The 23,868-nt window shown below is 56.7% G+C and carries 20 protein-coding genes; 12 read left to right on the top strand and 8 right to left on the bottom strand.

Annotation, left to right across the window (positions count from 1 at the left end):
• Positions 1-49 precede the first annotated feature (49 nt).
• Positions 50-2,065: a cellulase family glycosylhydrolase gene (locus tag CRO08_RS13445; RefSeq protein WP_097036613.1), complete on the bottom strand. Its 2,016-nt coding sequence runs from the start codon at positions 2,063-2,065 to the stop codon at positions 50-52.
• Positions 2,066-2,272: 207 nt separating this feature from the next.
• Between CRO08_RS13445 and CRO08_RS13440 the strand changes: the two genes are divergently transcribed.
• From CRO08_RS13440 to CRO08_RS13400, 10 genes are all read left to right on the top strand, one after another.
• Positions 2,273-3,712: a nitroreductase family protein gene (locus tag CRO08_RS13440; RefSeq protein WP_141398381.1), complete on the top strand. Its 1,440-nt coding sequence runs from the start codon at positions 2,273-2,275 to the stop codon at positions 3,710-3,712.
• A 118-nt stretch (positions 3,713-3,830) separates the two neighbouring features.
• Positions 3,831-4,871 carry a hypothetical protein gene (locus CRO08_RS13435; RefSeq protein ID WP_097036611.1) on the top strand — a complete coding sequence of 347 codons (1,041 nt, stop codon included), beginning with the start codon at positions 3,831-3,833 and terminating at the stop codon, positions 4,869-4,871.
• Between the two features lie 164 nt (positions 4,872-5,035).
• Positions 5,036-5,482 (top strand): ribosome maturation factor RimP, encoded by a 447-nt coding sequence (rimP, locus tag CRO08_RS13430; protein WP_097036610.1) that lies wholly within the window; start codon positions 5,036-5,038, stop codon positions 5,480-5,482.
• A 14-nt stretch (positions 5,483-5,496) separates the two neighbouring features.
• Positions 5,497-6,714 carry a transcription termination factor NusA gene (gene nusA / locus CRO08_RS13425; protein ID WP_083535450.1) on the top strand — a complete coding sequence of 406 codons (1,218 nt, stop codon included), beginning with the start codon at positions 5,497-5,499 and terminating at the stop codon, positions 6,712-6,714.
• 38 nt (positions 6,715-6,752) lie between these two features.
• Entirely contained in the window at positions 6,753-9,776 is a 3,024-nt protein-coding gene (gene infB, locus CRO08_RS13420) for a translation initiation factor IF-2 (protein WP_097036609.1), read from the top strand.
• Positions 9,776-10,129 (top strand): 30S ribosome-binding factor RbfA, encoded by a 354-nt coding sequence (gene rbfA / locus CRO08_RS13415; RefSeq protein WP_072808365.1) that lies wholly within the window; start codon positions 9,776-9,778, stop codon positions 10,127-10,129. Before infB ends, rbfA begins: the two co-directional genes overlap by 1 nt.
• Complete coding sequence (gene truB / locus CRO08_RS13410; RefSeq protein ID WP_097036608.1) at positions 10,130-11,056, top strand: tRNA pseudouridine(55) synthase TruB; 927 nt, start codon at positions 10,130-10,132, stop codon at positions 11,054-11,056.
• Entirely contained in the window at positions 11,053-11,946 is an 894-nt protein-coding gene (gene ribF, locus CRO08_RS13405) for a riboflavin biosynthesis protein RibF (RefSeq protein WP_097036607.1), read from the top strand. Before truB ends, ribF begins: the two co-directional genes overlap by 4 nt.
• A gap of 17 nt (positions 11,947-11,963) precedes the next feature.
• Positions 11,964-12,428, top strand: a complete 465-nt coding sequence (locus CRO08_RS16795; RefSeq protein ID WP_141398380.1) for a hypothetical protein — start codon at positions 11,964-11,966, stop codon at positions 12,426-12,428.
• Positions 12,428-12,895 (top strand): hypothetical protein, encoded by a 468-nt coding sequence (locus tag CRO08_RS13400; protein ID WP_097036606.1) that lies wholly within the window; start codon positions 12,428-12,430, stop codon positions 12,893-12,895. Before CRO08_RS16795 ends, CRO08_RS13400 begins: the two co-directional genes overlap by 1 nt.
• A 65-nt stretch (positions 12,896-12,960) precedes the next feature.
• Here the strand turns inward: CRO08_RS13400 and CRO08_RS13395 are convergent, their stop codons facing one another.
• Positions 12,961-16,770, bottom strand: coding sequence for an SNF2-related protein (locus tag CRO08_RS13395; RefSeq protein WP_097036605.1), 3,810 nt, complete (start codon positions 16,768-16,770; stop codon positions 12,961-12,963).
• Positions 16,771-16,879: 109 nt separating this feature from the next.
• Here CRO08_RS13395 and CRO08_RS13390 point away from each other — a divergent pair, with 109 nt between their 5' ends.
• Entirely contained in the window at positions 16,880-17,944 is a 1,065-nt protein-coding gene (locus CRO08_RS13390) for a hypothetical protein (RefSeq protein ID WP_141398379.1), read from the top strand.
• A 50-nt stretch (positions 17,945-17,994) separates the two neighbouring features.
• On the opposite strand, the gene CRO08_RS13385 is transcribed toward CRO08_RS13390, so the two are convergent.
• From CRO08_RS13385 to CRO08_RS13370, 4 genes are all read right to left on the bottom strand, one after another.
• Positions 17,995-18,408: a hypothetical protein gene (locus CRO08_RS13385; protein ID WP_141398378.1), complete on the bottom strand. Its 414-nt coding sequence runs from the start codon at positions 18,406-18,408 to the stop codon at positions 17,995-17,997.
• 214 nt (positions 18,409-18,622) lie between these two features.
• Entirely contained in the window at positions 18,623-20,590 is a 1,968-nt protein-coding gene (gene lnt / locus CRO08_RS13380) for an apolipoprotein N-acyltransferase (RefSeq protein WP_255252385.1), read from the bottom strand.
• Positions 20,591-20,596: 6 nt separating this feature from the next.
• Positions 20,597-21,280, bottom strand: coding sequence for a 16S rRNA (cytidine(1402)-2'-O)-methyltransferase (gene rsmI, locus CRO08_RS13375; protein WP_097036602.1), 684 nt, complete (start codon positions 21,278-21,280; stop codon positions 20,597-20,599).
• A gap of 1 nt (position 21,281) precedes the next feature.
• Positions 21,282-21,839 carry a hypothetical protein gene (locus CRO08_RS13370; protein WP_097036601.1) on the bottom strand — a complete coding sequence of 186 codons (558 nt, stop codon included), beginning with the start codon at positions 21,837-21,839 and terminating at the stop codon, positions 21,282-21,284.
• A gap of 108 nt (positions 21,840-21,947) precedes the next feature.
• On the opposite strand from CRO08_RS13370, the gene CRO08_RS13365 reads away from it, so the two are divergent.
• The gene (locus CRO08_RS13365) at positions 21,948-22,667 is read left to right on the top strand and encodes a UDP-2,3-diacylglucosamine diphosphatase (RefSeq protein WP_097036600.1); all 720 of its coding nucleotides are present in this window, start codon (positions 21,948-21,950) and stop codon (positions 22,665-22,667) included.
• A gap of 9 nt (positions 22,668-22,676) precedes the next feature.
• Here the strand turns inward: CRO08_RS13365 and CRO08_RS13360 are convergent, their stop codons facing one another.
• Both CRO08_RS13360 and CRO08_RS13355 read right to left on the bottom strand, forming a co-directional pair.
• Positions 22,677-23,120 (bottom strand): hypothetical protein, encoded by a 444-nt coding sequence (locus tag CRO08_RS13360; RefSeq protein WP_072808347.1) that lies wholly within the window; start codon positions 23,118-23,120, stop codon positions 22,677-22,679.
• Between the two features lie 14 nt (positions 23,121-23,134).
• Positions 23,135-23,818 carry a hypothetical protein gene (locus CRO08_RS13355; protein ID WP_097036599.1) on the bottom strand — a complete coding sequence of 228 codons (684 nt, stop codon included), beginning with the start codon at positions 23,816-23,818 and terminating at the stop codon, positions 23,135-23,137.
• Positions 23,819-23,868: the final 50 nt, after the last annotated feature.

Genomic DNA, 23,868 nt, shown 5'->3' with positions numbered 1-23,868 from the left:
GCGGTTGCCCGCACAGCGCTTTTGTTAGGAGGAGAACTTTGAAAAAGAGTTATTCCAGGCCGTAGGCTTCCTTCATGCCCTCGATGAGCTTGGTGCCCTTCACGCCGTCGGTGGATTCGAACAGCGAGAACCCGCCGGTGTATCCCCAGTGCTGGAGAGGAATCTGGAGCGTGTCGCTGATTTCCCTCAGGGCGGTCATGTAGTTGAGCACAGACTGCTTGTCGGTCTTCACGTTGTAAGCGCCGAATTCGTTGATGATGACCGGCACGTTGTTCGCCACAGCCCATTCCTTGGCGGGGAGCACAATCTTCAGGATGGCTTCCTTGCTGCCGTTCTTGTAGTAATCTTTCACGGCATCCTTCACCCACTTGGCGGTGCTCTTGTTCACGCCGAAGTCGGCAGAGAATTCGGACCACTTTTCCTTGTCGTAGGGGAACATCAGGTTCTTGATGGTCTTGGTATCGGCCCAGCTTGCGCTCTGGTGCGTGAATACGAACGGGTCGTAGGTGTGCACGGCATAGACAACGTTGTCGTCATTGAGGGGCTTGCCCTTCTTGAGCAGGTCGATGGAGTACCACTGAGCATCGCCGAAGATGATGGTGTGCTTCTTGTCGACCGTGCGGATGGAGTCGATGTCTTCCTGAGCAGCCTTGCGCCAGTTGGCAGAGGTCGCCTTACCGTTGCTCATGTCGGGCTCGTTCAGGAGTTCGTAGAAGATGTCTTCGCGCTCGTTGCTTGCGTAGTGGGCAGCCACGTGCTTCCACACGTTCGCCATCATCTTCATGTAGCGCGGGTTCTTGGAACTGGTGGCGTTGTAGCTGTTGTCGTATTCATGGTAGTCAATCACGAACGACATGCCGTGCTTGCCGGTCCATTCCACGAAGGAGTCGAGTACGGCGAAGAGGTTTGCGTCGTCGAGCTTGAGCTCGATGGTGTTGGTGGTGTCGGCCACGAATTCATCGCGGTTGGTGGCGTACCTGTCGAGGTCGATGGGGAAGCGGAGCGACTTGATTCCGTTGTCGGCCATGAGCTTCACGTCATCCTCATTGAACTTGAATTCGCCCTTGAAGTAGGTCTTGTCCTCTTCGAGCCAGTTGGTGATGTTGATGCCCTTGTTGAGGTACTTCATCGCCTTTTCCTGGAGCGGGTTTGCGATGGCGATATCACCGATGGTCACCTCGGGAATTTCCGGATCCATGATTTGCATGTCGGCGGTGTCCTTCGCGACTTCGCTCGTGTCCTGGAAGTACACGTTGTCGATGAGCACGGAGTCCTTCACGCGGTTGCCCTTGGCCTGGAAACTGACTGCGGTGATGTGGGCCGGGTCGAATTCAACTTCTTCGCCCCAGCCGCCTTGTGCGAGGTCCTTGAAGCGGATAAAGACCTGCTTCCATGTGCGCGAGGCCTTCACGGTGGCGAGGTGCACGTCGTAGTCCTTCACGTCGGAGGTTTCCACGTGGATTTCGTGCTTGCCGCCCTTGTACCAGTAGCTGATGCCGCCGAAACTGGCCAGGTTGAGAGTGTCGGGAATCTGCACGCCCCAGCCAACGTACGGGTCGTAGGCGTATTCGCCCTTGTCGAGGTTGTAGTAGACGGCGAATGCGTATTCGGTGCCGTTGTCGGAACGCCTTGCCTTCGGGTAGCCCTCGTCGTTCAGCGGGGTCAGGATGACAGACGCGCCATCGTTGTCGTTGTCGTCGTAGGTGTACCAGAATGCCTTCGGGATGAGGCTCTCGTTGTCGCCGTCCTCGAAATCGTCAATGAGGAAGCCCTTGCCGGCCTCTTTCGGGATAGTGACTGCGGGAGTGATTTCGGCTGCCTCTTCGGGCACCGTGAATTCGGTTGGCGTCGTTGTCGTGTCGGTTGCAGGCGGCAGGGAGTCTGTCGGGGTTACGATGCTATCGCCCGGGTTGGCCGGATTGTCGGGGATGGAGTCGGTGGGGACGGTGCCCGGATCTTCGGGCGTATTGCCCGGGTTGGATGCGCTGTCGGAATCGCCGCAGGCGGAAAGCCCGATGGCGAGGATGCCTGCTGCGGTGATGGGGAGTAATTTCTTGAAAAGCATAGTATACCTCTTTTACTTTACGAGTCTAATATATGTAATTATGCTCCCCGGAGAATTTCTCAATGGGATAAAATGTGCTAAAGTGTATCAAGTGTTTTACGGTTTTTTGAGGAAAATCACATTAATTATGGAAAATTTGCGGGCAATCCACCCTCCATTTGGCGCAAAAAGCCCTCCATCGGGCGCAATTCTTAATATATTTTGCCCGTGGGCTTCTTTTCCGTCGCATATCACGATTCCTTGCGCTATTCCCGCCGCTCGGCAGGGGACCCGATCACATTGCACTGGGAAACCCGCATGCCGCCCGACAAGCGTTTTGCGGGGGCCAAGCGCTACTCTGTGTCTAAAAACCACACGAAGGCGCTGGACGGCGACCTCTTCTCGCTGGTGGGCGAGCCTTCCTCCATGCTCAACCGCGTGTTTTCGCAATTGAAAAACGACGTGTGTGCCGATGGCCTGCGTTCCATCGGGGTGTACGCGCTCTTGCAGGGCCAGAATATCCCCGACGGGCTCTATTATTTCGACCCCACGTCAGACGAACTGGTTGAATTGCCCGCTGGTGGCTCGGGCGCAGGTGCAAAGGCGAAGCGCGCGAACATCGAGACGCTCAAGGGCGCCTTCCCGCCGAACGAAATCATGCAGGCCGCGGGCATAACGCTGTTCTTCACGGGAATCCTCGACCGCATCGTGTGGCGCTACAAGGAGGCCGCCTACAGGGAGTTGCAGCTGGACGCGGGCAGTTACGCCGGGCTAGTTGCCATCCTCGCGCGCTCCCTCGGGGGCATCGCCATCCCGTTCAGCGCCTTTGTCGACGACGAGGTGGCCGTGGCTCTTTCGCTGTCCCCTTCGGAAGTCCCGCTCGCGGCGCTCTGCATTATGCCAAAGGCGCTCAAGAAGTACGAGACCGTATCTGAATTTGCTTATAGCAACCGCACCGAGATGCACCCGGTTTCGAGCGAGGGCGCGAACCGCTACATGGCGCGGTTCATGCTCCAGAACCGCGTGGAATGTATTACCGATCTCTCGCATTGCATGAAGGTGTGCCGCGTGGTCGCGAGCCCCTTCAAGGGCGAGGAATTCCCGCTGACCCCGCTCAAGTTCCCGAACGAATACTTTTTCCGCGAGTACGAGTTCCTCGGGCCCGGCGCGGTCAGCTTCCGCAATTTCAAGCCCTGGAAGGCATCCCTCGACGATTTCTCGACGGTGCTCCGCTGGATGGAAATCTGCAACCTGAATGCATTCGGCGCGGGCCTCCTGAAAATCTGGGTGCTCTCCTTTGACGTGCAGTTAGTTTATCCGGGACTCTACCGCTACCTTCCCGTAAAGAAGTCGCTCTTTTTACAGACAAACTTCAGCGACCGCAAAAAATTCGCCGGCGCGCACCTGTGCGACGATTCCGTAGAGAACGTCTCGTTTGCGGTTATCTTCACGGCGGACCTGAACGAGGCCTGCAACATGCTGGGCGAACGCGCCTACCGCTATCTGAACATGAACGCGGGCTATGTCGCAGAAATCCTGCGCGAATCTGCCCGCGGGCTCGGCAAGTTCGCGCGCCGCGAGCCGTTCTTCTGCGAGGCTGAACTCAAGAAGGCGCTCCGCATCCCCGAGAGCGAAAGCATCCTTTCCGAAGTACTCGTGGGGCGCTAGACTCCGCTTTTGACCGTTTTGCATTTCTTTTTCACAATATTTTCTGTTAAGAAAAGTTCACTAACACCACATTTAAATTATATTATTTGCGTAAAAACAGTGCTTTTAGGAGTGATTTGTGAAACTCTCGCGTAACATAATTGCCATGGGCGGTATGGCCCTGATCCTTCTCGGCTGCTCTTCAAAGGAAGTCGTGCAGCAGACTCCGCCGCCCCCTCCGCCACCGCAGGTGCCGGTATCCCACGAACTTGAACTGTTTACCTGCCCCGAGGGTAACCTCCGCGGGTCGGGCCTTGCGGGCGATTATGACCACGCTCTCGAGAACGCGGTGAACCAGATTGCCATCCAGATTCAGAGTTCGGTTACCTCCATCAGCAAGGCACAGGTCGGTTCTGATGTGAATGCCGAAGGCCAGGAGAGCGTGACATCTTCGTACGAGCGTACCTCGCAGGTTTCTGCTACCATAAGGAATCGCCAGGACGTGCGTGTGCTGGAGACTGTTGCCCGCGAAGGCGTTGTCGGTGTGGTGGCCTGCATGGCAAAAACCGATGCGGCTAAGCCCTACCGCGAGGATTATCAGAGTGCCCGCGATGCGCTGGTGTCTTCGATGGCAGTGCTCGAGATGACGAACCACCCGCTTGAGAAGTTCGCAAACTACGACAAGATGACTGCCGCCTATTCCCGTTACAGGGAATCTGCCCTGGTGCTGCAGTCCCTCGGGGCTGCCGACAACCAGGCGGAGATTGAGGAAAACTACAAGAAGGCCCAGGAAGGCTACAAGGAATTCAAGAGCCGCTACCACATCTATTTTGAAGGCGTGCTCGAGGCCGAGGAAGGCGCGAAGATTTTCCAGGAGCTTTCCAAGAAGGTGTTCTTGCAGACGGTGCTGGATTCCGCCTGCGAAATCGGGCTCGTGCTGAGCCTTGAACTTTCGGACCCGAAGTGCAAGGAAGGCGGACTTGGCGTTACCTGCACCGAGGTGGTGGCCCTGAACGGTAGTTCCTGCAAGGGCGAAACGTACTTTACCCTCGGGGCAACCCTCAAGGGCGTTGGCCGCTTTGACGAAGAAGAGGCCAAGCAGAAGCTGGTAAACAGCATCGAGAAGGGCGACCTGCTTGCCGACTGGTGGAAGGAACTGGAACGCTGGACCATAAAGTAAGCCCCGCTTTCCCCTCCAACAGCCCCTGTTTCCGGCCTTGCCGGTTGCCCGAAGGCGAAAAAATTTCTCTATTTGGTGCGTCTTGACGTTCGTGGACCCGATTTCGGCTTAAATGAGCAGAATTCGGGGCCGTATACGAACGCCGTTTATTATACGAGGTCTATTTGGCTAACCAGAAACTGGATACGCTTATCGCCGAGGCATGCAAGGCCGTAGGCGTCACGTTGGTGGAACAGGATATGTTCCGTGCGGGCAAGCGCAAGACGCTCCGCCTCTATATCGACAAGCCCGAAGGCGTCACGATAGACGACTGCTCAAGCGTGAGCCGTCACCTTTCCGATGCCCTCGACCTGGACCCGGAGATTATCGAGGGGGCGTACACGCTCGAAGTTTCGTCCCCCGGGTTGGACCGCCCCTTGAAGTCGGTCGCCGATTTTATCCGCAACATCGGTCGCTTTTTGCGGGTCACGCGCAGCACCGGTAAGCCCGTTACGGGCAAGCTCAAGGCTGCAGACGAAGAAAGTTTGACGCTCACCCTCAAGGGTAACGCGGGCGACGTGGTCGTTCCCCGCTCCGAGGTGCTGGTTGCGAAAGTAGATGTACAAATATAATAGGAAGGTCTAAAATGGCTAAAAAGAACGAACCCAAGGTTAATCTGGTTGAAGTGCTCAAGGAAGTGATGGACGCCAAGAACATGGACGACTCCGTCATCGAGGGCGCACTCAAGCAGGCCCTGATTTCTGCCGCACGCAAGTACCTGCACATCGACAAGAAGATTGAAGTGGATATCGACAAGGAAACGAACGAAATCCACGTGTTCCTCCGCGTCGAAGTGGTGGACGACTATCCGGACTACGACCCGAACATGACCGCCGAGGAAGTCGAGGAGATGGACGAAGGTTACATGCTCGTTGCCGAGGCGCAGGAATACAACGAGGACGCGCAGCCGGGTGACTTCCTCGAAATGGAAGTTCCGACCACCTCCTTCGGTCGCCAGGCCATCCAGACCGCCAAGCAGCTTTTGACCCAGCAGATCCGCGATGCCGAACGCATGAAGATCATGAATACCTACAAGGACCGCATCGGTTCCATGATCAGCGGCGAAGTGCTCCGCCTCGAAGGCCGCAACGTGATTGTTTCCCTGGGCAAGCAGACCGAAGCCATGATTCCGCCCCGCGAACAGATTGGCCACGAACGCCTCCAGCAGGGCCAGTCCGTGAAGGCCGTCATCGCCCGCGTGGAAGAATCCGCGAAGAACGGCGCGCAGGTCGTGCTTTCCCGCGCAAGCGGCGACTTCCTCAAGGAACTCTTCCGCCAGGAAGTTCCGGAGATTTACGAAGGCTCCGTCGAAATCAAGGGCGTTGCTCGCGAACCGGGTTACCGCGCCAAGATTGCCGTGTACTCCCGCGACGAGAAGATCGACCCGGTCGGCGCATGTGTGGGCATGAAGGGTGCCCGCGTGCAGACCATCGTGCGCGAACTTGGCAACGAACGCATCGATATCGTGCAGTGGAATCCGGATATCCAGACCTTCATCACCCGTGCGCTTTCTCCGGCGAACGTCGTGATGCTCAATGAAGTGCCGGGCACTTCCCGCGTGGTGGTGGTCATCAACGACGACAACCTCGCACAGGCAATTGGCAAGAACGGCCAGAACGTGAAGCTTGCCTCCCAGCTCGTGGAACGTGACCTCGACGTGTTCGGCGAGAAGGAATGGTCCGAGAAGGACGCCGATGCTAAGGCCCAGGTCTTGGCTCCGCGTGCTCACGAACTTCGCCACAGTGCTGTAAGCAAGGCAGAATCCCTCTTTGCTAATACAGAAAAACAGGGAGAGGAAGGCTAGTCTCTCTTAAAAAACGGGATCAATAAACAGGCTAATTAATGAGTATTGAAGAACAGATTAAACCGGTCGATTGGGCTAAGGAACACGGAGTCAAGAGTGACTTCGTCGTGAAACTGTTGCGCGACAACGGCGTCAAGGTGTTGACGCAGGTGTCGAAGGTGAACGCTTCGGAATTCGAAAAGATCGAAGCGGCCGTCGCCGATGAAAAGAAGAAGCAGGAAGCCCGCACCAAGAACCTGAAGAAGAACACATCTTCCGATGCGGAATCTTCTACCGAAAAGAAGAAGTCGACGACTACGTCGACGACGAAGGACGGCGTGAAGATTAGCCTCAAGAAGGCGACCACGACTAGGAAGGCGACGGCCAAGCCCGCTGCGCCGAAGGCTGCGGCAAAGCCTGCCGCTGCCGAAACGCCCGCTGCCGAAGCCCCGGCAAAGCCGGCCGCTCCCGCACCGGCAGCTCCGGCTGCCCCCGCGGTTCCCGCCGAGGCCCCGAAGGTCGAGCCCGCCAAGGCCGAAGCGCCTGCCGCTCCGAAGCCCGCTCCCGCTCCTGCGTCTGCCGCGCCTGAGGCTCCGAAGCCGCAGGCCCCGGCTGCCGAAAAACCCGCTGCTGCTCCCGAAAAGCCTGTTGCAGCTCCGGCTCCGGCACCCGCACCGGCAGCGCCGACGATGATGACGGCGAATACTGAACTCAAGCAGCCCCCGATGAAGGCCCAGGTCTTCAAGCCCGATGCAGCAATCCTCGCGCGTATCGCGAAGAGCCAGCAGCAACAGCAGGGCGGCCGCGGTCCGGGTGGCAACCGTCGCCCCGGCCCCGGTGGACGTGGCCCGAGCAATGCCCAGGGTTACACCGGCTCGTTCGGCCCGCGTAGCAGCGGCCCGGGCGATAACCGTAACGGTGGCCAGCGCAGGCCCGGTCAGGGTGGCGCAAGCAGTTCCCGCGGCGGCTACACCGGCCGTAACGGCGGGTTCTCCAGCGGTTCCATGCAGGAGGCGTTCAACGCGAGCGCATCCGGTATGGGCGCGCAGAATGCCGGCAAGGGCGGCAACGCTCAGGGCAAGGGCCAGAATGGCCGTCATGGCAACGACAAGAATCGCCGTGGCAACAGCCGTGACCGCCAGGAACAGCAGAAAGAACAGCAGCAGGAAATGGTACGCCAGAACGTTTCGCGCGTGATGGCCGACCTTTCCAAGAAGCCTGTCAAGAAAGTTTATCGCAAGGAACACAACGACAACGGTTCCGGCGAAGAGAAGAAGATTCTCAAGACCTCCGACTTCATTACCGTGGGCGAACTCGCCGGCCTTATGGACCAGATGCCTGCCCGCGTGATTGCGAAGTGCATGGAGATGGGCATGATGGTGACCATCAACGCTCGCCTCGATTTCGAGACCATCCAGATTCTTGCAGACGAGTTCGGCTACGAGGCCCAGCTCATGGAAGAATACGAAGAGGAAGCTCTCGGCGTGGAAGAGGAATCCCAGGAAAACCTGAAGCCGCGCCATCCGGTGGTGACCGTGATGGGCCACGTGGACCACGGTAAGACTTCTCTCCTCGACTGGATCCGCAAGACCCACGTGGTTTCTGGCGAATCGGGTGGCATTACTCAGCACATCGGTGCATACGAAGTAACGACGGCACAGGGCAAGGTGACCTTCCTCGATACTCCGGGTCACGAGGCGTTTAGCGCCATGCGTGCCCGCGGTTCTCAGGTGACCGACGTGATTGTGCTCGTCGTGGCTGCCGACTCCATGGTGATGCCCCAGACGGTAGAATGTATTGATCTTGCAAAGCGCGAGAAGGTCCCGATGGTTGTCGCCATCACGAAGATCGACCTTCCGACGGCGAACCCCGACAAGATCCGCGCCCAGCTCGCCGAACGCGGCGTGGAAGTGGAACAGTGGGGTGGTACCACGAGCTGTGTGGAAGTCTCTGCCCGTACGGGCCAGGGCATGGACCAGCTCCTGGAAACGCTCGCGCTCGAAGCCGAAGTTCAGGAACTCAAGGCGAACCCGGACGCTCACGCCCGTGGCGCCGTCGTGGAATCCAAGCTCGACGTGGGCAAGGGCTCCATGGCTACGATCCTTGTGCAGAACGGTACGCTCCATGTGGGTGACCCGTTCGTGTGTGGTATCTACGCCGGTCGCGTGCGCGCCATGTTCAACGAACGTGGCGAGCAGCTCAAGGCCGTGCCGCCTTCCAGCCCGTGCCAGGTGCTCGGTTTCGACGGTACGCCGCAGGCCGGTGACGACCTTATCGTGGTCGACGACGAAAAGACGGCACGTGAGATCGCGAGCAAGCGCCGCATGGCCGCTCGCGAACGCGACCTGCGCGCCCGCAAGACCGTTTCTCTTGAGAACTCCTTCAACGACAAGAAGGAAGGCAAGCTCTCCGAACTCAACCTCATCGTCAAGGCCGACGTGGGAGGTTCTGCCGAAGCTCTTGCCGCATCCCTCGAAAAGCTTACCAACAGGGAAGTGCGCGTCAACATCATCCGCAAGGGTGTGGGTACCATTACGGAATCCGATATTCTGCTTGCGACGACCGCATCTGCCATTATCGTCTCGTTCCACCTGATGCCCTCGCTCTCTATCCGCGAGATGGCGCAGAAGGAAGGCATCGAAATCCGCAACTACCGCGTGATTTACGACTGCATCGAGGATATCAAGAACGCCGTGGAAGGCCTCCTCAAGCCGATCATGCGCGAGGAACTTTCGGGCGAAGCCGAAATCCGCCAGGTGTTCAAGATTCCGAAGATCGGCCTCATCGCCGGCTGTATGGTTACCGACGGCGAAGTGGACCGCACCTCTCACGTTCGCGTGTACCGCAACGGCGTGGAACTCGGTACGACCGTGGTTCAGTCGCTCAAGCGCATGAAGGACGACGTCAAGTCTGTCGCTCGTGGTTTCGAGTGCGGTATCGGCCTCAAGGGCTACGACGATATCAAGGAAGGCGACAGCCTCATCTTCTTCAAGGAAGTCAAGGTTGCCCGTACGCTTGAAGACGTCGCCCGCGAAGAAGCCGAAGAGAAGGCCAAGAAGGCCGCCGAGGAAAAGGACGCCTAATGAGTCGCAGAACAGACAGACTGGGCGAACAGTTCCGCGAGGAAATCGGAAAGCTCTTGCAGAAGGGCTTGAAGGATCCTCGCGTGAGCAGCCTTGCGAGCATTACCCGCGTGACGATTACCGAGGACCTGAGCTATGCGAAGATTCTCGTGTCCGTCATGGGTACCGACAAGGAAAAGACCGATTCCCTGATAGGCCTCAACAATTCCGCGGGTTTTATCCGCGGCGTGCTGGGTAAGTCGCTCAAGATACGCAAGATTCCCGAACTGAAGTTCGTGCTGGACGAGAACCTGGAACATGCGATGCACATCGAGGAAATCCTCGCCGAGCTGAAGCAGAAAGGGGAACTCTAGTTGGCTCCTTCGGGATTCATCCTGCTGGACAAAGCTGCCGGCGAAACATCGTTCAAGGCCCTTTTCCCGTTGAAAAGGGTCTTTTGTACTAAGCGCGTGGGGCATGCCGGGACGCTCGACTTGCGGGCGTCGGGCTTGATTATCGCTGCCACCGGGCGTGCGACGCGCCTGTTGCCTTACGTGGAGGCGAAGGACAAGTGCTACACGTTCAGGCTCCATCTGGGCTACGAGACCGACACGCTCGAATGGGATGGCGATGTCGTGGAGCAGGGGCCTGCGTGTGCAGTGAACCGCACCGCCCTTGAAAGCGTTCTTCCGCAGTTCACGGGCGATATCGACCAGGTTCCGCCCCGCTATTGCGCGGTGAAGATTGACGGTCGTCGCGCGAGCGACTGGGCCGAACGCGGGAAGGATTTCGAGATGAAGCCGCGCCGCATCCACATCGAGTCGCTCAAGGTTGTGGGCGAGGGCGGCGTTACCGAAGGATGCTCCGGCAAGGAATTTGCGACGTTCGATATCGAGTGCGTTTGCAGCAAGGGAACCTACGTGCGTGCGCTCGGGCGCGACATTGCCCGTGCTCTCGGGACCTGCGGGTGCGTCTCGCAGATTCGTCGCCACCGCATCGGGAAGGTCTCTGTGGAATCTGCTGTGCGCGGGGAAGACCTGACGCGCGAACACCTCAAGTCCGTGGAGCAGGTGCTCGACTTTCCGGTCGTGAAACTCGATGCAGACCAGATGGCGGTTATCCGCAAGGGCAATTGGGTCCCGTGGCGCGAAGCCATTGAAGGTGTTGAAAAGCAGCAGGGCCGTGGCGACGATTGCGAAAGGCTCGTGTTTGCTGCCGATGCGAATGGCAATGTGCTGAGCGTGTGCCGCTATGAACCGGGACGTATTTGCCCGAAGATATATCTAGGGGAAGACGAATGAAACGTGCCGTGACGATGGGTAATTTTGACGGGTGCCACCTGGGGCACCAGGCGCTTTTCCGCACCCTGAAGGCCGTCGCCGAAGTGAACGGCTGGATTCCGACCGTCATCACCTTCGAACCCCATTCCAACTACGTGTTGCGTGGCCCCGGCGACCCGCTGCTCCTTACCACCACCGAAGAAAAGCGAGAGTTCATCGAGAGTCTCGGGCTCGACTTTCTGGTGCTGCCGTTTACGCCCGAAGTCGCTAGACTCCCGTTCGATGAATTTGTCCGTAAGGAACTCATCGAGAAGCGCGGCGTGTGCTCCATGTTCTTCGGGCACGACCACTGCTTTGGCGCGGGTGGCAAGGGCAACTATGAGACGATTACCGCCGCGTTCCCGGAACTCAGCACGCAGATGCTTTCCATAGTGCTGCACAAGGGCGAACGCGTGAGTTCTTCTGCCGTGCGCAACGCGCTATTGAACGGCGACGTTTCCCGCGCGCAGACATACCTCGGGCGACCCTACCGCCTCTCCGGAACCGTAGTCGTGGGCAAGCGCCTCGGGCATACCATCGGGTTCCCGACCGCGAACCTGCAGGTGGAACAGTACAAGTTCCTGCCGAAATCCGGCGTGTACGTGGCGTCCGCGAGGCTTGCGGATGGCCGCATTTGCCGCGCCGTGGTGAATATCGGCGTGCAGCCCTCTGCGCCCGGGCCTCACCAGATGGCTATTGAGGCCTACCTTCTCGACTTTAGCGAGGATATCTACGGGCAGCATCTGGTGCTCGACCTGATGGCCTACCTGCGCCCCGAACAGAAATTTGCCAGCATGGAAGACCTTGTGCGCCAAATCGGCATGGATGCCGACACTGCCAAGAATTACAACGGCAACCACTGGGCCGAATAGAAATCAGGCCTTTCTTAATGAATGTCGTCAGTTATATGAGGATTTCAAAGCATTTAATTCTTTCACTATGCTTGATTCTCTGTTCTTGTTTTACTCATCCAAAACAGAGTCAAAGCCCTCTTTGTTCGGATAGCGACGTCCCTGTTCCTTATCCTTGCCGGTTAGATAAAGATATTGCGAAAAAGATCTTTAATACATCTGGACGAAAAAATCATTGTGATAATTCAAACTATTGCAGTGTTGAAGAAGATTCCTTTGTTTATGTTGTGCGTAGTATTTCAGAGGATGCCTTTAGTTATTGTATAGAAAAATGGAATTCGAAGGCTGAAGTTGCAGAAATAGATTCTTTAAATTTTGTTCTTGTTGATTATGACTATTATTACAATGCAGAAATAGATGGCTTTCCTATATGGGAAAATGCGTGGATTGATGTGAATAATTCAGGTGCTTGCTACAATATAAAAGAAGGAATTCTATTCTAATGAATAAAAAGTTGCTTTTTTTATTGTTGCTTTCTTCTTTTTGTCTTGTTTTTGGACAAGGTGAAAAGAATAACAAAGAACTTGAATATAAAGTTGTAAATGGCGTGTATTGCCCTGACTATGTAGATGCCGATTCTGTTTTAAAGTATATCGAAAAATTTAAACGAGATGAGGGTGATTCGATCCATTATCGATTAGGTCTCGTTGACCGATATTACTGTCCTATAACAGACGGGAATCTCCAAGAAAATCCTAAAATTTGTGATTCTCTGTGTTATTTTGTGTACAAGTTGGTTCCGTTTCGCGAGAAATATAAGGAATGGTTTACGAAAAAATTCCCTGGAAATTGGATGATTGAAGAAACGCAAGTTTTTTGTGTGAATGGGACCAATATAGTACAAAGAGAAAATGAACCTAGCGGGGATTTACACTTTTTCTTCATCAAAGAAAAAGTGAAATCAAAATAGATTAAGTTTTAATAAGAGGGTCGCTCCGGCGGCCTTTTGCGTTATGTGCCTGTGCTGGAGGCTTGCTAGACGAGGGTGTTGTCGAGCCCGAAGACTTCGCCGAGCTGCTTGTCGTCCATGTCAGCGAGCCAGGTTTCGCCCGCGCTCACGGTCATGTTCGCGATGGACTTCTTGGTTTCCAAAAGCGCGTTGATTTTTTCTTCGAACGTTCCCTTGGTGATGAACCTGTGGACCTGCACGTTGCGTGTCTGCCCGATACGGAAGGCGCGGTCGGTGGCCTGCGCTTCGATGGCGGGGTTCCACCACAAGTCGTAATGGATGACCTGCGATGCGGCGGTGAGGTTGAGGCCCGTACCGCCCGCCTTGAGCGAGAGGATGAGCACCTTGCATTCGGGGTTCTTCTGGAAGTCCTCGATCATGGAGGTGCGCTGCGTCTGCGTGCATCCGCCGTGGTAGAAGTGCGTGTGGAGCCCGAGTTCCTCCGTAATGGTCTTTTCGAGCAGGAATCCCATTTCGGCGAACTGCGTGAAGATGAGCGTCTTTTCGCCCTGTTCCTGGATGGAGGTGAGCAGGTCGAGGAGCATCTGCATCTTGCCGGAGGAAAGTGCCGGCGCGCTTGTTGTTGGCGCGCTTGTGGCCGGCACATTTTCTGCTGGTGTCGCTTCGGCCGGCTCAGCGATCTTCTCCTGCGATGCGGCGGCTCCCTTCAGGAATGTCGCGGGGTGGTTGCAAATCTGCTTCAAGGCGAGAATCATCTGCAATATGATTCCCTTGCGCTTGAATAGCGCGTGCGCGTCGTTCGCCTTCTCGCTCAGCGCCTGTTCCATCTCGAGTTCCTGCATAAAGTGCTCGAGCGTCTTCTGGTACAGTGCGGCCTGCGGCTTGGTGAGTTCGGCGTATTCGTCCTGGATAATCTTGTCGGGCAAGTCGCTGATGATGCTCTTGTCGGTCTTGAGGCGGCGCAGCATGAAGGGTGCCGTAATCTTGCGGAACGTTTCCGCCATCTTCTCGTTGCCCATTTTCTGGATGGGCGTTTCGAACTTTTCGCGGAATTCGGCTGCGCTCGGGAAGAACCCGCGGTTCGCAAAGTCCATGATGGTCCAGAATTCCATGAGGCGGTTCTCGACGGGGGTGCCGCTCATCGCGATTTTCATGGGGGCGCGCATGCGGCGCAATAGCCTGCTCTGCTCGCTGTCGGCGTTCTTGATGTTCTGCGCTTCGTCGATGACGATGGCCTGCCACGGGCGTTCGTTCAGTTCTTCGAAGTCCTTGCGGAAGGTGGCATAGGTCGTGAGCAGCACATCGGCGTGGAATTTTTCGAGGTCGCGGCTCCCGCCGTGGTAGGCGAAGAACGTGAGGTCGGGTGCGAACTTCTTGATTTCGACCTGCCAGTTGCACAACAGGCCCGCGGGCATCACCACGAGAGCCTTCTTTTCGGCGAGTTTGCCTTCTTCGTGCATCTTGAGGAGGAACGCGATGACCTGGAGGGTCTTTCCGAGGCCCATGTCATCGGCGAGGATGCAGCCGAAACCGATTTCGAGGTTCTTGTACATCCACGAGTAGCCGCGCACCTGGTAGGGGCGCATGGTTGCGTTCAGGTGTTCGGGGAGGGCGACTTCGGTTTCGCTGCGCCAGGAATCGAACTGCTGCTTGAATTCGCCCGCCATGTCGACCGGGATGCCGTCGCATTCTCCGGTGAAGCACGCCTGCACGAGTTTCGCCTGCGTGATGACCGGGGCGTCGTCTGCATTTTCGCTGTCCGCGCTTTCATTACCTGCGGCGGAACCCGCGCCGTCTTTACCCGCGTTTTCGCTGTCTGCGGCGCCTTCCGTACCCGCATCTGGGCCTTTCGCACCTTTCGCGCGGCCTTCAATCTGTTCGCGGATGCGTTGCAGGTCCTCGGCGCTCACCTCCACATACTGCGACTTGTATTTTAATAGCCCATCCGCATTCTCGGCAAGTTCCAGGAATTCTTCCGCCGACACGTTCTCGTCGCCAATCGCCACTTCCCAGTCAAAATCGAGCAGGTCGTTCGCGGTAAACGCGCCGAAGCTCATGCTGCCCTGCAGGCGAATCTTGGGCTTGGGCTTGCCCACGTTCATCAGGTTCTTCGGGATTTCGGTCTTGATGCCGAAAATCTCGAGTTTCTTGAGGCAATCCTGTAAAAACTGGAGCAGTACGGCACCCTGCATCATGATGGGGGAGGCCGCACGGTTCTCGATGTAGGTGCCCATCGGCTTGAAGGAATCTGCGATGCCGTTCAGGATGTTTAAAATCGAGAGCAGACGCGCATCGTTCTCTTCGAATAAAGTAGAAAGGGGTGTGAGTTTGTCCGTATCGATGACGAAAACTTCGAGTGCGACCTGCTCGCCGCTCTCGTAGCACTTGAATAGCAGTTGCGTGCGGAAGTCGAGGCTCGAATAGACAGAGAACCACTTCTGGATGCCCGCCGGTACGGAGAGCATGTTGCCTGCGAGCCTGCCCGAGACGCACGTGAAGAAGAAGGAGAGCAGGTTCCCGTGGTTTGTCTTGAGCGCGGGCTTGTACGTGTGCGCGAACCGCAGCAGTTGCGAGATGAAAAGCGAGAGCACCTGTTCCGCGGGTTCCGCCATTTCCACGAATTCCTCCTCGCGGGCGGTAAACGCGAACTTTTGCGGGGCGGCCGCCTCGAGGTCCGCGACAATCCCGAGGATATCGGGCAGCATTTCGGCGGGGAGCCAGCGCACCTGCGCGACATCCTTGTGCGTCCAGAAAACCTGCGGGTAGATGGCGCCAGTGCGTACCAGGTGGAACGCCACCTTCAGTAGCAAGAACAGGTAGCATGCGGTGTAGTGGTGCCAGGCGAGGTTGCGGCCCCCGAGCCAGCTCACGGCTCCCATTACCTGGGGCACGCTGAGGCCCGTCTCGATGACGTTCCCGCCTTCGTTCAGGTGGTCGAAATGCCAGCGCCAGCCGTTCTTGTGGTAGATGCGCAGGGCCTCGTTCTCGGCGATAAACGTCTTGGAGTTGTTTACGCGGTAGTGCTCCAGAAACTGGTCGAAGTACTCGTAGTTTGCGAAAAACTTGCGGCAGCCTTCCAGCTCGTCGGTAAAGCTCTTGCGGAAGTTCCCGGCGGGGCAGAACTTGGGGTAGTTGGGCAGCATCGCGGGCAGTATGCGCGAGTAGTCCTTCCAGGAATCGAAATCGAATTGCGGAAGTATCTGCCGGGGCGTGCGGGTGACGGAACCCTGCGAGTTTGCAAACAAGCTGTCGCTGGAATCCTCGGCGAAGTCGAGCCGGTTGTCTATCGTCTGTTCGAAAATCTTGCTCTTGCCGCCCAGGGCGCGCACGATCTTCTGTTCCTGCGGGGCCTCGAGGTTCGCTTCCAGCGTGTGGTGCTCGCGGTAGGCCTCCAGGTCGAGCCCGTGCAGCTTGAACAGCAGGTTGGGGCTCGAATCGGCCTGCTCGGCAATCTTCACGAAGGTCGCCACGATGTACTTGCAGGGCACGGGGTCGCGGCAGTCGCAGCCCATCTTCACGTCGGCGATGCTGTCGAAAAGCGTGAGCCCGCTCTTTGCGAGCAGAAGTTCGAGCGGCGGGTTCATCGCCCCGTTCTTGAGCGCGAGCATCTCGGCGGGCTGCTGCATCAGCAGGTTCATGAACACGTCGGCCTTCTCGTCCTTGAACTTCGGGAATACGATGTAGTTGTTGTGGACGCCGCCGTTCGGGCCCTTCACTACGGAAATCACGCGGTTGTCGATGATGTCGATGCTCGTTACCTGTCCGTGTTCCACGAACTTTAGCCCCTGCTTCACGGCCTGCTCGTCGGCCGATTCCAGGAGCGTGTCGAGCCACTTGCGGCTCCACCAGGTATTTACGCGTGTTCCAAAATCCATCGCGCCAAATATAGTAAAATTGACTGCACATTTGGGCAAAGTTTGCAAAAATGTTGTGATGCGGCGAATGCTCTCCGTGGCGCTTTTTTAGGTATATTTACTGGTGGTTATGCGGTGTCGTGTGGTTGTTTGTTGCTTGTTGTTTTTCCTTGCGGGCCTTTCTCTTGCAGACGAGGAAACCCAGGGGGAACTCTACTACCGTGCATTGAAGGCGGAAGAGGCCGGCGATATCACGCGGGCTCTTGCTCTCTTTGATTCTGCCGTGACTGCGGGTGGCCCCTATACGGCGGAACTCCAGGAAATCATCGATGACTACAACGAGGCGCTCTTCTCCGATTCCTGGGAATTCCATTCGTCGGGCCGGGTGGGGTATGTCGGGCTGCTTTACAAGAGCCGCGGAATTTCCGGGAGCGAGTTCGGTAGCGAAATAGCTACTGCGGCGACGGCATCGCTGGAGTACGATTCTTGGAACTGGAGCCATTCCTTTGACCTTAGCGTGTCGGGAGGCTGGTTTGTAGACAAGGATGACTTGCGTTCGCTGGATACGAGCGCGTGGGAATCTTCGCTCGGGGTGGGGTATGGCCTTGTCGGCAAGTCCCTGGCCCTGGATGTCGGGGCGAACTTCAATGTTTCTGAAGTCGATGACTGGGTCCCCGAATTCTACGCCATGTTCGAGTTTCAGCCCGTGCATCTGGGGACGCACAAACTGGGCATCTCCCTTTGGGGGTACGAAAACCTCGATGGTCCCCTGTACGCGGCGGCCTATGTCTCGTGGCGTCGTTATGTGAAATACGGATGGAAGGCTTCCGTTTTCGCGGGTGCGCGTTTCGAGGCCGATTCCATCAGCACGCCGTATTGGCTCAAGTGGTTCGGCCCGTCGTTCAATCCGTCCCTTTCGTTCAGGTTCAAGACAGAGATATCGATAGATGCGAAGGCGAACTTGTTCTACGGGTATGTAGTGGACGGCCCGGATAAACAGTACGAAAAGGTTGAAAAACTCAGTGGTTCCTGGGCGGTTACTTTGTCCTGGAAACCCTGCGTGTTCGGAGTGTATGCGGGGGCGGAACAGTTCTATAGGCTGTTCTTTGCGATACCGAAAAAATACAAGTACTTTACGGAACCCAGGCGGACGTTCTTTACCGAATTCAAGGCGGGCGTCAGCTGGGAAATATAAAAGGACGCGATTTGGATCGCGTCCCTTAGGGTTTGCTTTCGGCAGGAATATTACGAGTGGCCCTTGACTCGGTTCGCCTTGCGGGCTTCCTTTTCGGCCCTCTTGGCTTCCTTGCGTTCGGCGCGGGCCGCTGCGCGTTCTTCCTTAAGAGCGTTCATTTCGGCCTTGTGGCTTGCAATTTCGGCTTTCTTCGCTTCCTTGCGTTCGGCACGGGCCGCGGCACGTTCTTCCTTCAGGGCCTTCATTTCGGCCTTGTGTTTTGCAATTTCTGCCTTCTTGGCATCCTTGCGTTCGAAGCGTTCCTTGGCGCGGTCAGCCCTGGGGTCAGCCTTGTCTGTAGAAACGACTTCCTCAGCAACGCTTTCGTCCGATGCCGGGACAACTTCGTCCTGAGCGAAGGACGTTGTTGCAAAGATACCCATGATAGACAGTGTCAGTATGGGAATCAGTTTGGTTTTCATCATACACCTCTTTGGTTGATTGGTTTTACGCTTTTTACTTTTCAGTTTTGTTTTTCAGTTTTGCTGTCGCAAAAAGCGTGCCAAACATTCTGTCAAGAAGGAAAATAGATAAACACGGGCTAAAAACGCAGTTTTTTTCAAAAAATGTCGAGTGACGTTCTGCAAAAAGCGGGAAGAAAAGTCCGGTTGGGCTATAACGCCCCGCTTATTTAAGTTTTCACTTGCGGTTGTCGGAACGTACCGTATTTCGGATGGTCATAGAGGCTACGGCGATTAGGTACAACAGGAAGAACCACAGGAGGGCGGTCTCTATGCTGTCACCGTAGTGCTGGTAGGGCGTGTCGCGGGTCTTGAGCTGCATCTTGCGCGAGACAACGCGGTCGGTAAAGATTTCGGTGTTCTTGTCGAAATGCCCGTACTGGTCGATGAATGCCGTGACGCCGCTGTTTGCAAGCCTTGCGGTGGGCATGCCGTTCTCGATGGCGCGGTAACGCACGAGGTTCAGGTGCTGGTAGGGGGCTGTGCTGCGGCCGAACCAGCCGTCGTTCGTGATGTTCACCATCAGGCGCGAGCCAGCGTTGATGGCTTCGCGTACGAGATCGCCGAAGATGGCGTCGTAGCAGATGAAGGGCGTCCACATGAACGGCTCGTACACGGGAGTCTCTTTGCCGGGCACGAAGTCGCCCTCGCCCAGGTCCACGTAGTTGAGGATGGGGAAGATGTCGTCGAAGGGAATGCGCTCGCTGAAGGGCACGAGGTGCTTCTTGATGTAGCGCTGGTAAGAATGGGAATCTTCGGGCGTGAACAGGAACGACGCGTTGTAGATGTCGTACTTGCGCGGGCTCCCGGGGCCGTTGCGCTTGAAATCGAGCGCTCCCGTGAGAACCGCTGCGTTGTGGCGCTCCGCGAGCCTGTGGAGTTGCCTGATGGTCGCGGGCTGCCTGCGGATGTGGTCAGGGACGGCAGTCTCGGCGAGGATGATGAGGTTTGTCCCTGCGATTACGCTGTCGTTTACCATGCCGAAGGTCTTTGCGGTAATGGAATCGAACCGCGCCTTGCTCCACTTTTCCCCCTGCTGGATGCTCGGCTGGACCATCGCCATCAGGGGCGTTTCGGGTGCTTCTGCGCCGTAGAAGGGCTGTGCCTCGGGCCTGCTGAGCACCACGTTCCCGTGAACCAGGAGGGCGGCGTATACCAGCGCGGGCACGGCCAGCGGGAGTTTCGCGAGAACGTCGCGCCTGTTGCGCGTCCACGGGCTTTCGATGGCCTTCGCGACCATCATGTTCGATGCGATGATGAGGGCAGTGTACCCGAAGATGCCGATGACGGAGAGCGCCTGCAGGGATTCGAGCGTGTTCCCGAAAACGTAACCGAGGTGGCTCCACGGGAAGGCGAAATCCCCGCGGGTGCGCGTCATCTCGAGACCCGCGTAGAATATGGGGTAGAGCGCGAGTAGCCAGGCGCGGCCACCGAACTTGATGTTCTTTGCGAGCGTGTAGATGAATGCGGCGAACACGCTGTACGCGCTGAAGAACGCGATGAGCAGGAACACGCCGAGGCAGATTAGGCCGGAGGGCGCGGAATCCACGTTCATCACGTTGTAAATCCAGTAGTAGTTCACCGTGTTGTAAATCATTCCCGACCAGAACGTCGCGAATATCGCGGTGTTCCTGTTGTAGCGGTCAAGCACCATGAACCAGGGCACGAGAAGCAGGAGGGCGGCGGGCCCGAGCGGGAGAGGCGGGAAGGCGAATGCGAAAAGCCCCCAGGCGATACCGCTCAGGAGAAGCGCCCTGCGGGAATCGAACTCGCGGATGCGGGCCACGTTCCAGCGGGCGAAAAGCACGAGCCAGAAGATAAACAGCGGGAGGGCGAGGGTCGCTATCTGGTACAGGCCAGCATGCCCCACTCCGGTAGAATCCCCGAGGGTGTAATCGAGGGCGAGGAATGCAAACTGCAATATGCCGTAGGTGTATATGTGGCGGCGGAAGTTCTTGCGGGCCTCGCGCGTGAACAGGAACCCGAGCGCGATGGCGAGCGGCGCGAAGTGCACGGGGTTCGAGTATAGCCCCGGTTCGTTGGGCCGGAGCGCGAACGCGACAAGTTCCGCTATAAAAAGGGCTGCGAAATAAATCCAGAAAACTTTCGGGAGCGAACCAAGTAAATTCTTAATTTTGTCCATCATATGTTTTTACAGTCCGCTCTTGTCCTTCGGGTTGAATATCAGCACGAATTCGCCCTTGGGCGGGTGCGCCTTGAAGTGTGCCGTAATCTCGGCCGGCGTGCCAATCAGGTGTTCCTCGAACTTCTTGGTGAGTTCGCGCATCAGCGCAATCTTGATTTCGCCGAAAACCTGGCCGATTTCCTCGACGAACTTGTCGATGTTGTGCGGGCTCGCATAAAAAATCTGCGTCGCCTCTTCATCCTTCAGCTTTTCGAGCAGGTGGATGCGCTGGGCGCTCTTCTTGGGCGAAAAGTACTGGAACGTGAAGTGGTCTGTGGGCATGCCGCTCGAAACAAGCGCGGTAATCATCGCGCAGGGGCCTGGAACCGCACGTACGTCGATACCTTCACGTACGCACTGCCGCACCAGATTGAATGCGGGGTCGGCGACGCCCGGCGTTCCCGCGTCGCTCACGAGCGCGATATCGCCCTCGTTTTTCAGAAACTCCACGTACTTCGGGGTCACCTTCTCCTTGTTGAAGTCGTGGTAGGCTTCCATCGGGGTACTTATCCCGTAGTTGTCGAACAGGATGCGCGTGTGTCGCGTGTCCTCGGCGAGCACGAGCGGGACTTCCTTGAGGATCCGCACGGCGCGGTAGGTGATGTCTTCCATGTTCCCGATGGGGGTTGCGACAATATAGAGAGTGTGCATGCTAAAAGTCCTGCGCGGAATTGAGGTCGGTGTTCCTTCCGAGTTGCGTTTCGTACCGGATGCGCTCCAGCAGCTTGCGGTGCATCTCCTGCGAGGCATCGTTCACGAGGTCGGCCCGGAACTTGCCGTACCAGAAGGCGTCCACGTGTTCGTTTTCTTCGAGTTCCGCCTTGAAGGTGAGGGAGCCGTTGCAAAAAATGCGCACGTCCATCCTGTAGGTCCACGTTTCTTTCACGGGGGCAATCGGCCAGAACGGCACGAATGCGAGACCCACGTTCCAGGCGCTTGGCTGTTCGTCCTGCGAGACGCTTGCATCGATGTGGGCTACCCCGCGGCAACTTTCCATCGGGTAGCTTAGCGTGTCTATTACCCGCGTGTAGGCGCGCTGCAAGTTCGTATCGAGGTAGAGCGTGTCCCCGCCGTATGCAATCGTGATGGGCTCGAAGAACGGGATAGTCTTCGGGTATTCCTGCAGGTCGTATTTCGTGAGGCTCATCGAGCACCCCGCAAGGAGGGCGCAACCTGCAAAGACCAGCGATTTTGCTACGGAAAAATTCATTACCCTAAATATAATTCTTTTGTTTGGCGATAAACTTCCCGCAACCCGCATATTCTAACAACTAATAACTAATAACTACGAACTTCCAATTACTATATTCATCTCGTGATGGAATCCTGTGCCTACTTCATATCCGATGCCCACCTGGGGGTAAACCCTCCGGGAGCGTTGCCCGACCGCGAGAAGATGCTCGTGGACTTCCTCGCCTCCATCAAGGGCAAGGCGTCGCACCTGGTTGTCGTGGGCGACCTGTTCGAGTTCTGGTACGAGTACAACGACTACGTGAACAAGAACCACATGGAACTCTTCTTCACGCTCCGTGAACTTGTCCAGGCGGGCTGCGAGGTGCACGTCTTGCGCGGGAACCACGACTTTGCCTACGGGGATTTTTTTCCGAAGGCGCTCGGGGTGCAGGTCCACAGGAGCCTGATCCTTGAAATTCAGGGCAAGCGCGTTTATTTCCATCACGGCGACGGCGTTCCCAAATCCGATTTCGGGTACCGGATTATGCGCCGGGTTCTCGACTTCCCGCTGAACCGTTTCCTTTTCAAGCAGGTTCACCCGGACTGGGGAATGGCGCTTGCGCGTTTTGTGGGCCGCAATAGCCGAAAAATAGGCGAATCCCGAAAGATCCGCCTCGAAGAATACCTGAGTTGGGGCAAGTCCGTCCTCAAGCGCAACAATTGCGACTTCTGCATCCACGGTCACCATCATCTCGCAGGCATGTGGGATGTCGAGGGTGGCGTGGTCGCCTCTCCCGGGGAGTGGATATGGAAACCCGCCTTCCTCCGTATGGAAAAAGGCGGGCTAATTCTTGAGAATCTCTAGAGCGAACTTTTATTCGCCGACCCCTTCGCCGTGCGATTCAGACGCCTTGATCATCTTCTTGCTCTTGTTTTCGCCCCAGAGCGCTCCGATGACGTCAGTCTGCGAGAATTCCTCCCAGAGCTGGTCGACCCAGCACCAGTGATGGATGGTGTCTCCGCGGTCCACCACGATGCCTTCCTTGCTTACCCAGTTTTTCTGGACGGAGAAGGTCATGGGGTCGGCCTTGTATTCTGTCCCGTATGCGTTCTTCACGACAGCCGCCTCGATGGTCCAGGACTTTCCGTCCGTCATCTTGTACAGGACTACGTTCATGACGAGCACGACAGCCACCGTAATCGCAAGGAATATCCACATCTTCTTCGTTGCAAAGAAGATGCCGATAAGCAATATGATTATGGCGAGGATGCCGAAGTTGTAGTGAACGGAATAGAATGCCTTGAGTACGTCTACCATAGGAGCCTACTTGGTTACTTAGCCTTTGCCTTCTTCTGTTCGGCGATGAGCGGTGCGACGCTGAAGGTCACGACCTTGCCCGCAATCTTGCATTCCGTACGGTAGCTCTTCGTGGGAAGGGCGATGCCGTGGGAAGAAAGCGTGCCCATGAACGAGGCGTTGGCGTGGCTTGCGATGGTACGGACGTTGATGAAGCCCTTCTTGCTGAAGGTGAGCTTGAACATCTTCTTGCTTGCGTCGTACTCGGCGACCATGGTGTCGTTCTTCGCGGTTTCGAGTGCCGTGCAGGAACGCTTGTCGAAAATGATGGTGCCGCGGCTGTCGATGGAGAGCATCGGGATGCCGACGGAGTTACGGCAGGGGAACAGTTCCCAGCTGCCCTTCTTCTTGGCGGGAGCGTTGCCGGAGAAAACAACCCTGTTGCCTTCCTTGACCATCGTGTAGGCACCGGGAACGACCTGGAAACCGGTGTTGTTCATGGCGCCCTTGAAGTAGAGCAGGTAGCCTGCGCCGTTGGGCATGAAGCGGAAGGAGGTCGTCTTGAGAGTCTTGGTCGGGGTCACGGCGATGCGCTTGCCCACGGTATCGATTTCGACGTCCGCGTACGGGTTCTTGTCGATCTTAAGGTCCTTGACGGCCTGGTTGGAAAAACGGATAAACCCTCGGATATCCATCTTGATTGTAATTTTGTTTTCCATAATATACACCTCTTGTGAATGATTAATTCGCTCCCTAACAAGTAAATTAA

This window comes from Fibrobacter sp. UWT3 (genome assembly GCF_900230125.1).
Taxonomy (GTDB): Bacteria; Fibrobacterota; Fibrobacteria; order Fibrobacterales; family Fibrobacteraceae; genus Fibrobacter.
Note: the sequence above shows the minus strand (reverse complement) of the source record. Positions and strands in the feature narration are given on the sequence as shown.

Coding starts and splice junctions, on each gene's coding strand:
- infB (WP_097036609.1), top strand. CDS start 6,753: ATGAGTATTGAAGAACAGATTAAACCGGTCGATTGGGCTAAGGAACAC.
- CRO08_RS16795 (WP_141398380.1), top strand. CDS start 11,964: ATGAATGTCGTCAGTTATATGAGGATTTCAAAGCATTTAATTCTTTCA.
- CRO08_RS13355 (WP_097036599.1), bottom strand. CDS start 23,818: ATGGAAAACAAAATTACAATCAAGATGGATATCCGAGGGTTTATCCGT.
- nusA (WP_083535450.1), top strand. CDS start 5,497: ATGGCTAAAAAGAACGAACCCAAGGTTAATCTGGTTGAAGTGCTCAAG.
- CRO08_RS13365 (WP_097036600.1), top strand. CDS start 21,948: ATGGAATCCTGTGCCTACTTCATATCCGATGCCCACCTGGGGGTAAAC.
- CRO08_RS13395 (WP_097036605.1), bottom strand. CDS start 16,770: ATGGATTTTGGAACACGCGTAAATACCTGGTGGAGCCGCAAGTGGCTC.
- CRO08_RS13400 (WP_097036606.1), top strand. CDS start 12,428: ATGAATAAAAAGTTGCTTTTTTTATTGTTGCTTTCTTCTTTTTGTCTT.
- rsmI (WP_097036602.1), bottom strand. CDS start 21,280: ATGCACACTCTCTATATTGTCGCAACCCCCATCGGGAACATGGAAGAC.
- CRO08_RS13385 (WP_141398378.1), bottom strand. CDS start 18,408: ATGATGAAAACCAAACTGATTCCCATACTGACACTGTCTATCATGGGT.
- lnt (WP_255252385.1), bottom strand. CDS start 20,590: ATGATGGACAAAATTAAGAATTTACTTGGTTCGCTCCCGAAAGTTTTC.
- CRO08_RS13370 (WP_097036601.1), bottom strand. CDS start 21,839: ATGAATTTTTCCGTAGCAAAATCGCTGGTCTTTGCAGGTTGCGCCCTC.
- CRO08_RS13390 (WP_141398379.1), top strand. CDS start 16,880: ATGCGGTGTCGTGTGGTTGTTTGTTGCTTGTTGTTTTTCCTTGCGGGC.
- CRO08_RS13360 (WP_072808347.1), bottom strand. CDS start 23,120: ATGGTAGACGTACTCAAGGCATTCTATTCCGTTCACTACAACTTCGGC.
- rbfA (WP_072808365.1), top strand. CDS start 9,776: ATGAGTCGCAGAACAGACAGACTGGGCGAACAGTTCCGCGAGGAAATC.
- ribF (WP_097036607.1), top strand. CDS start 11,053: ATGAAACGTGCCGTGACGATGGGTAATTTTGACGGGTGCCACCTGGGG.
- CRO08_RS13445 (WP_097036613.1), bottom strand. CDS start 2,065: ATGCTTTTCAAGAAATTACTCCCCATCACCGCAGCAGGCATCCTCGCC.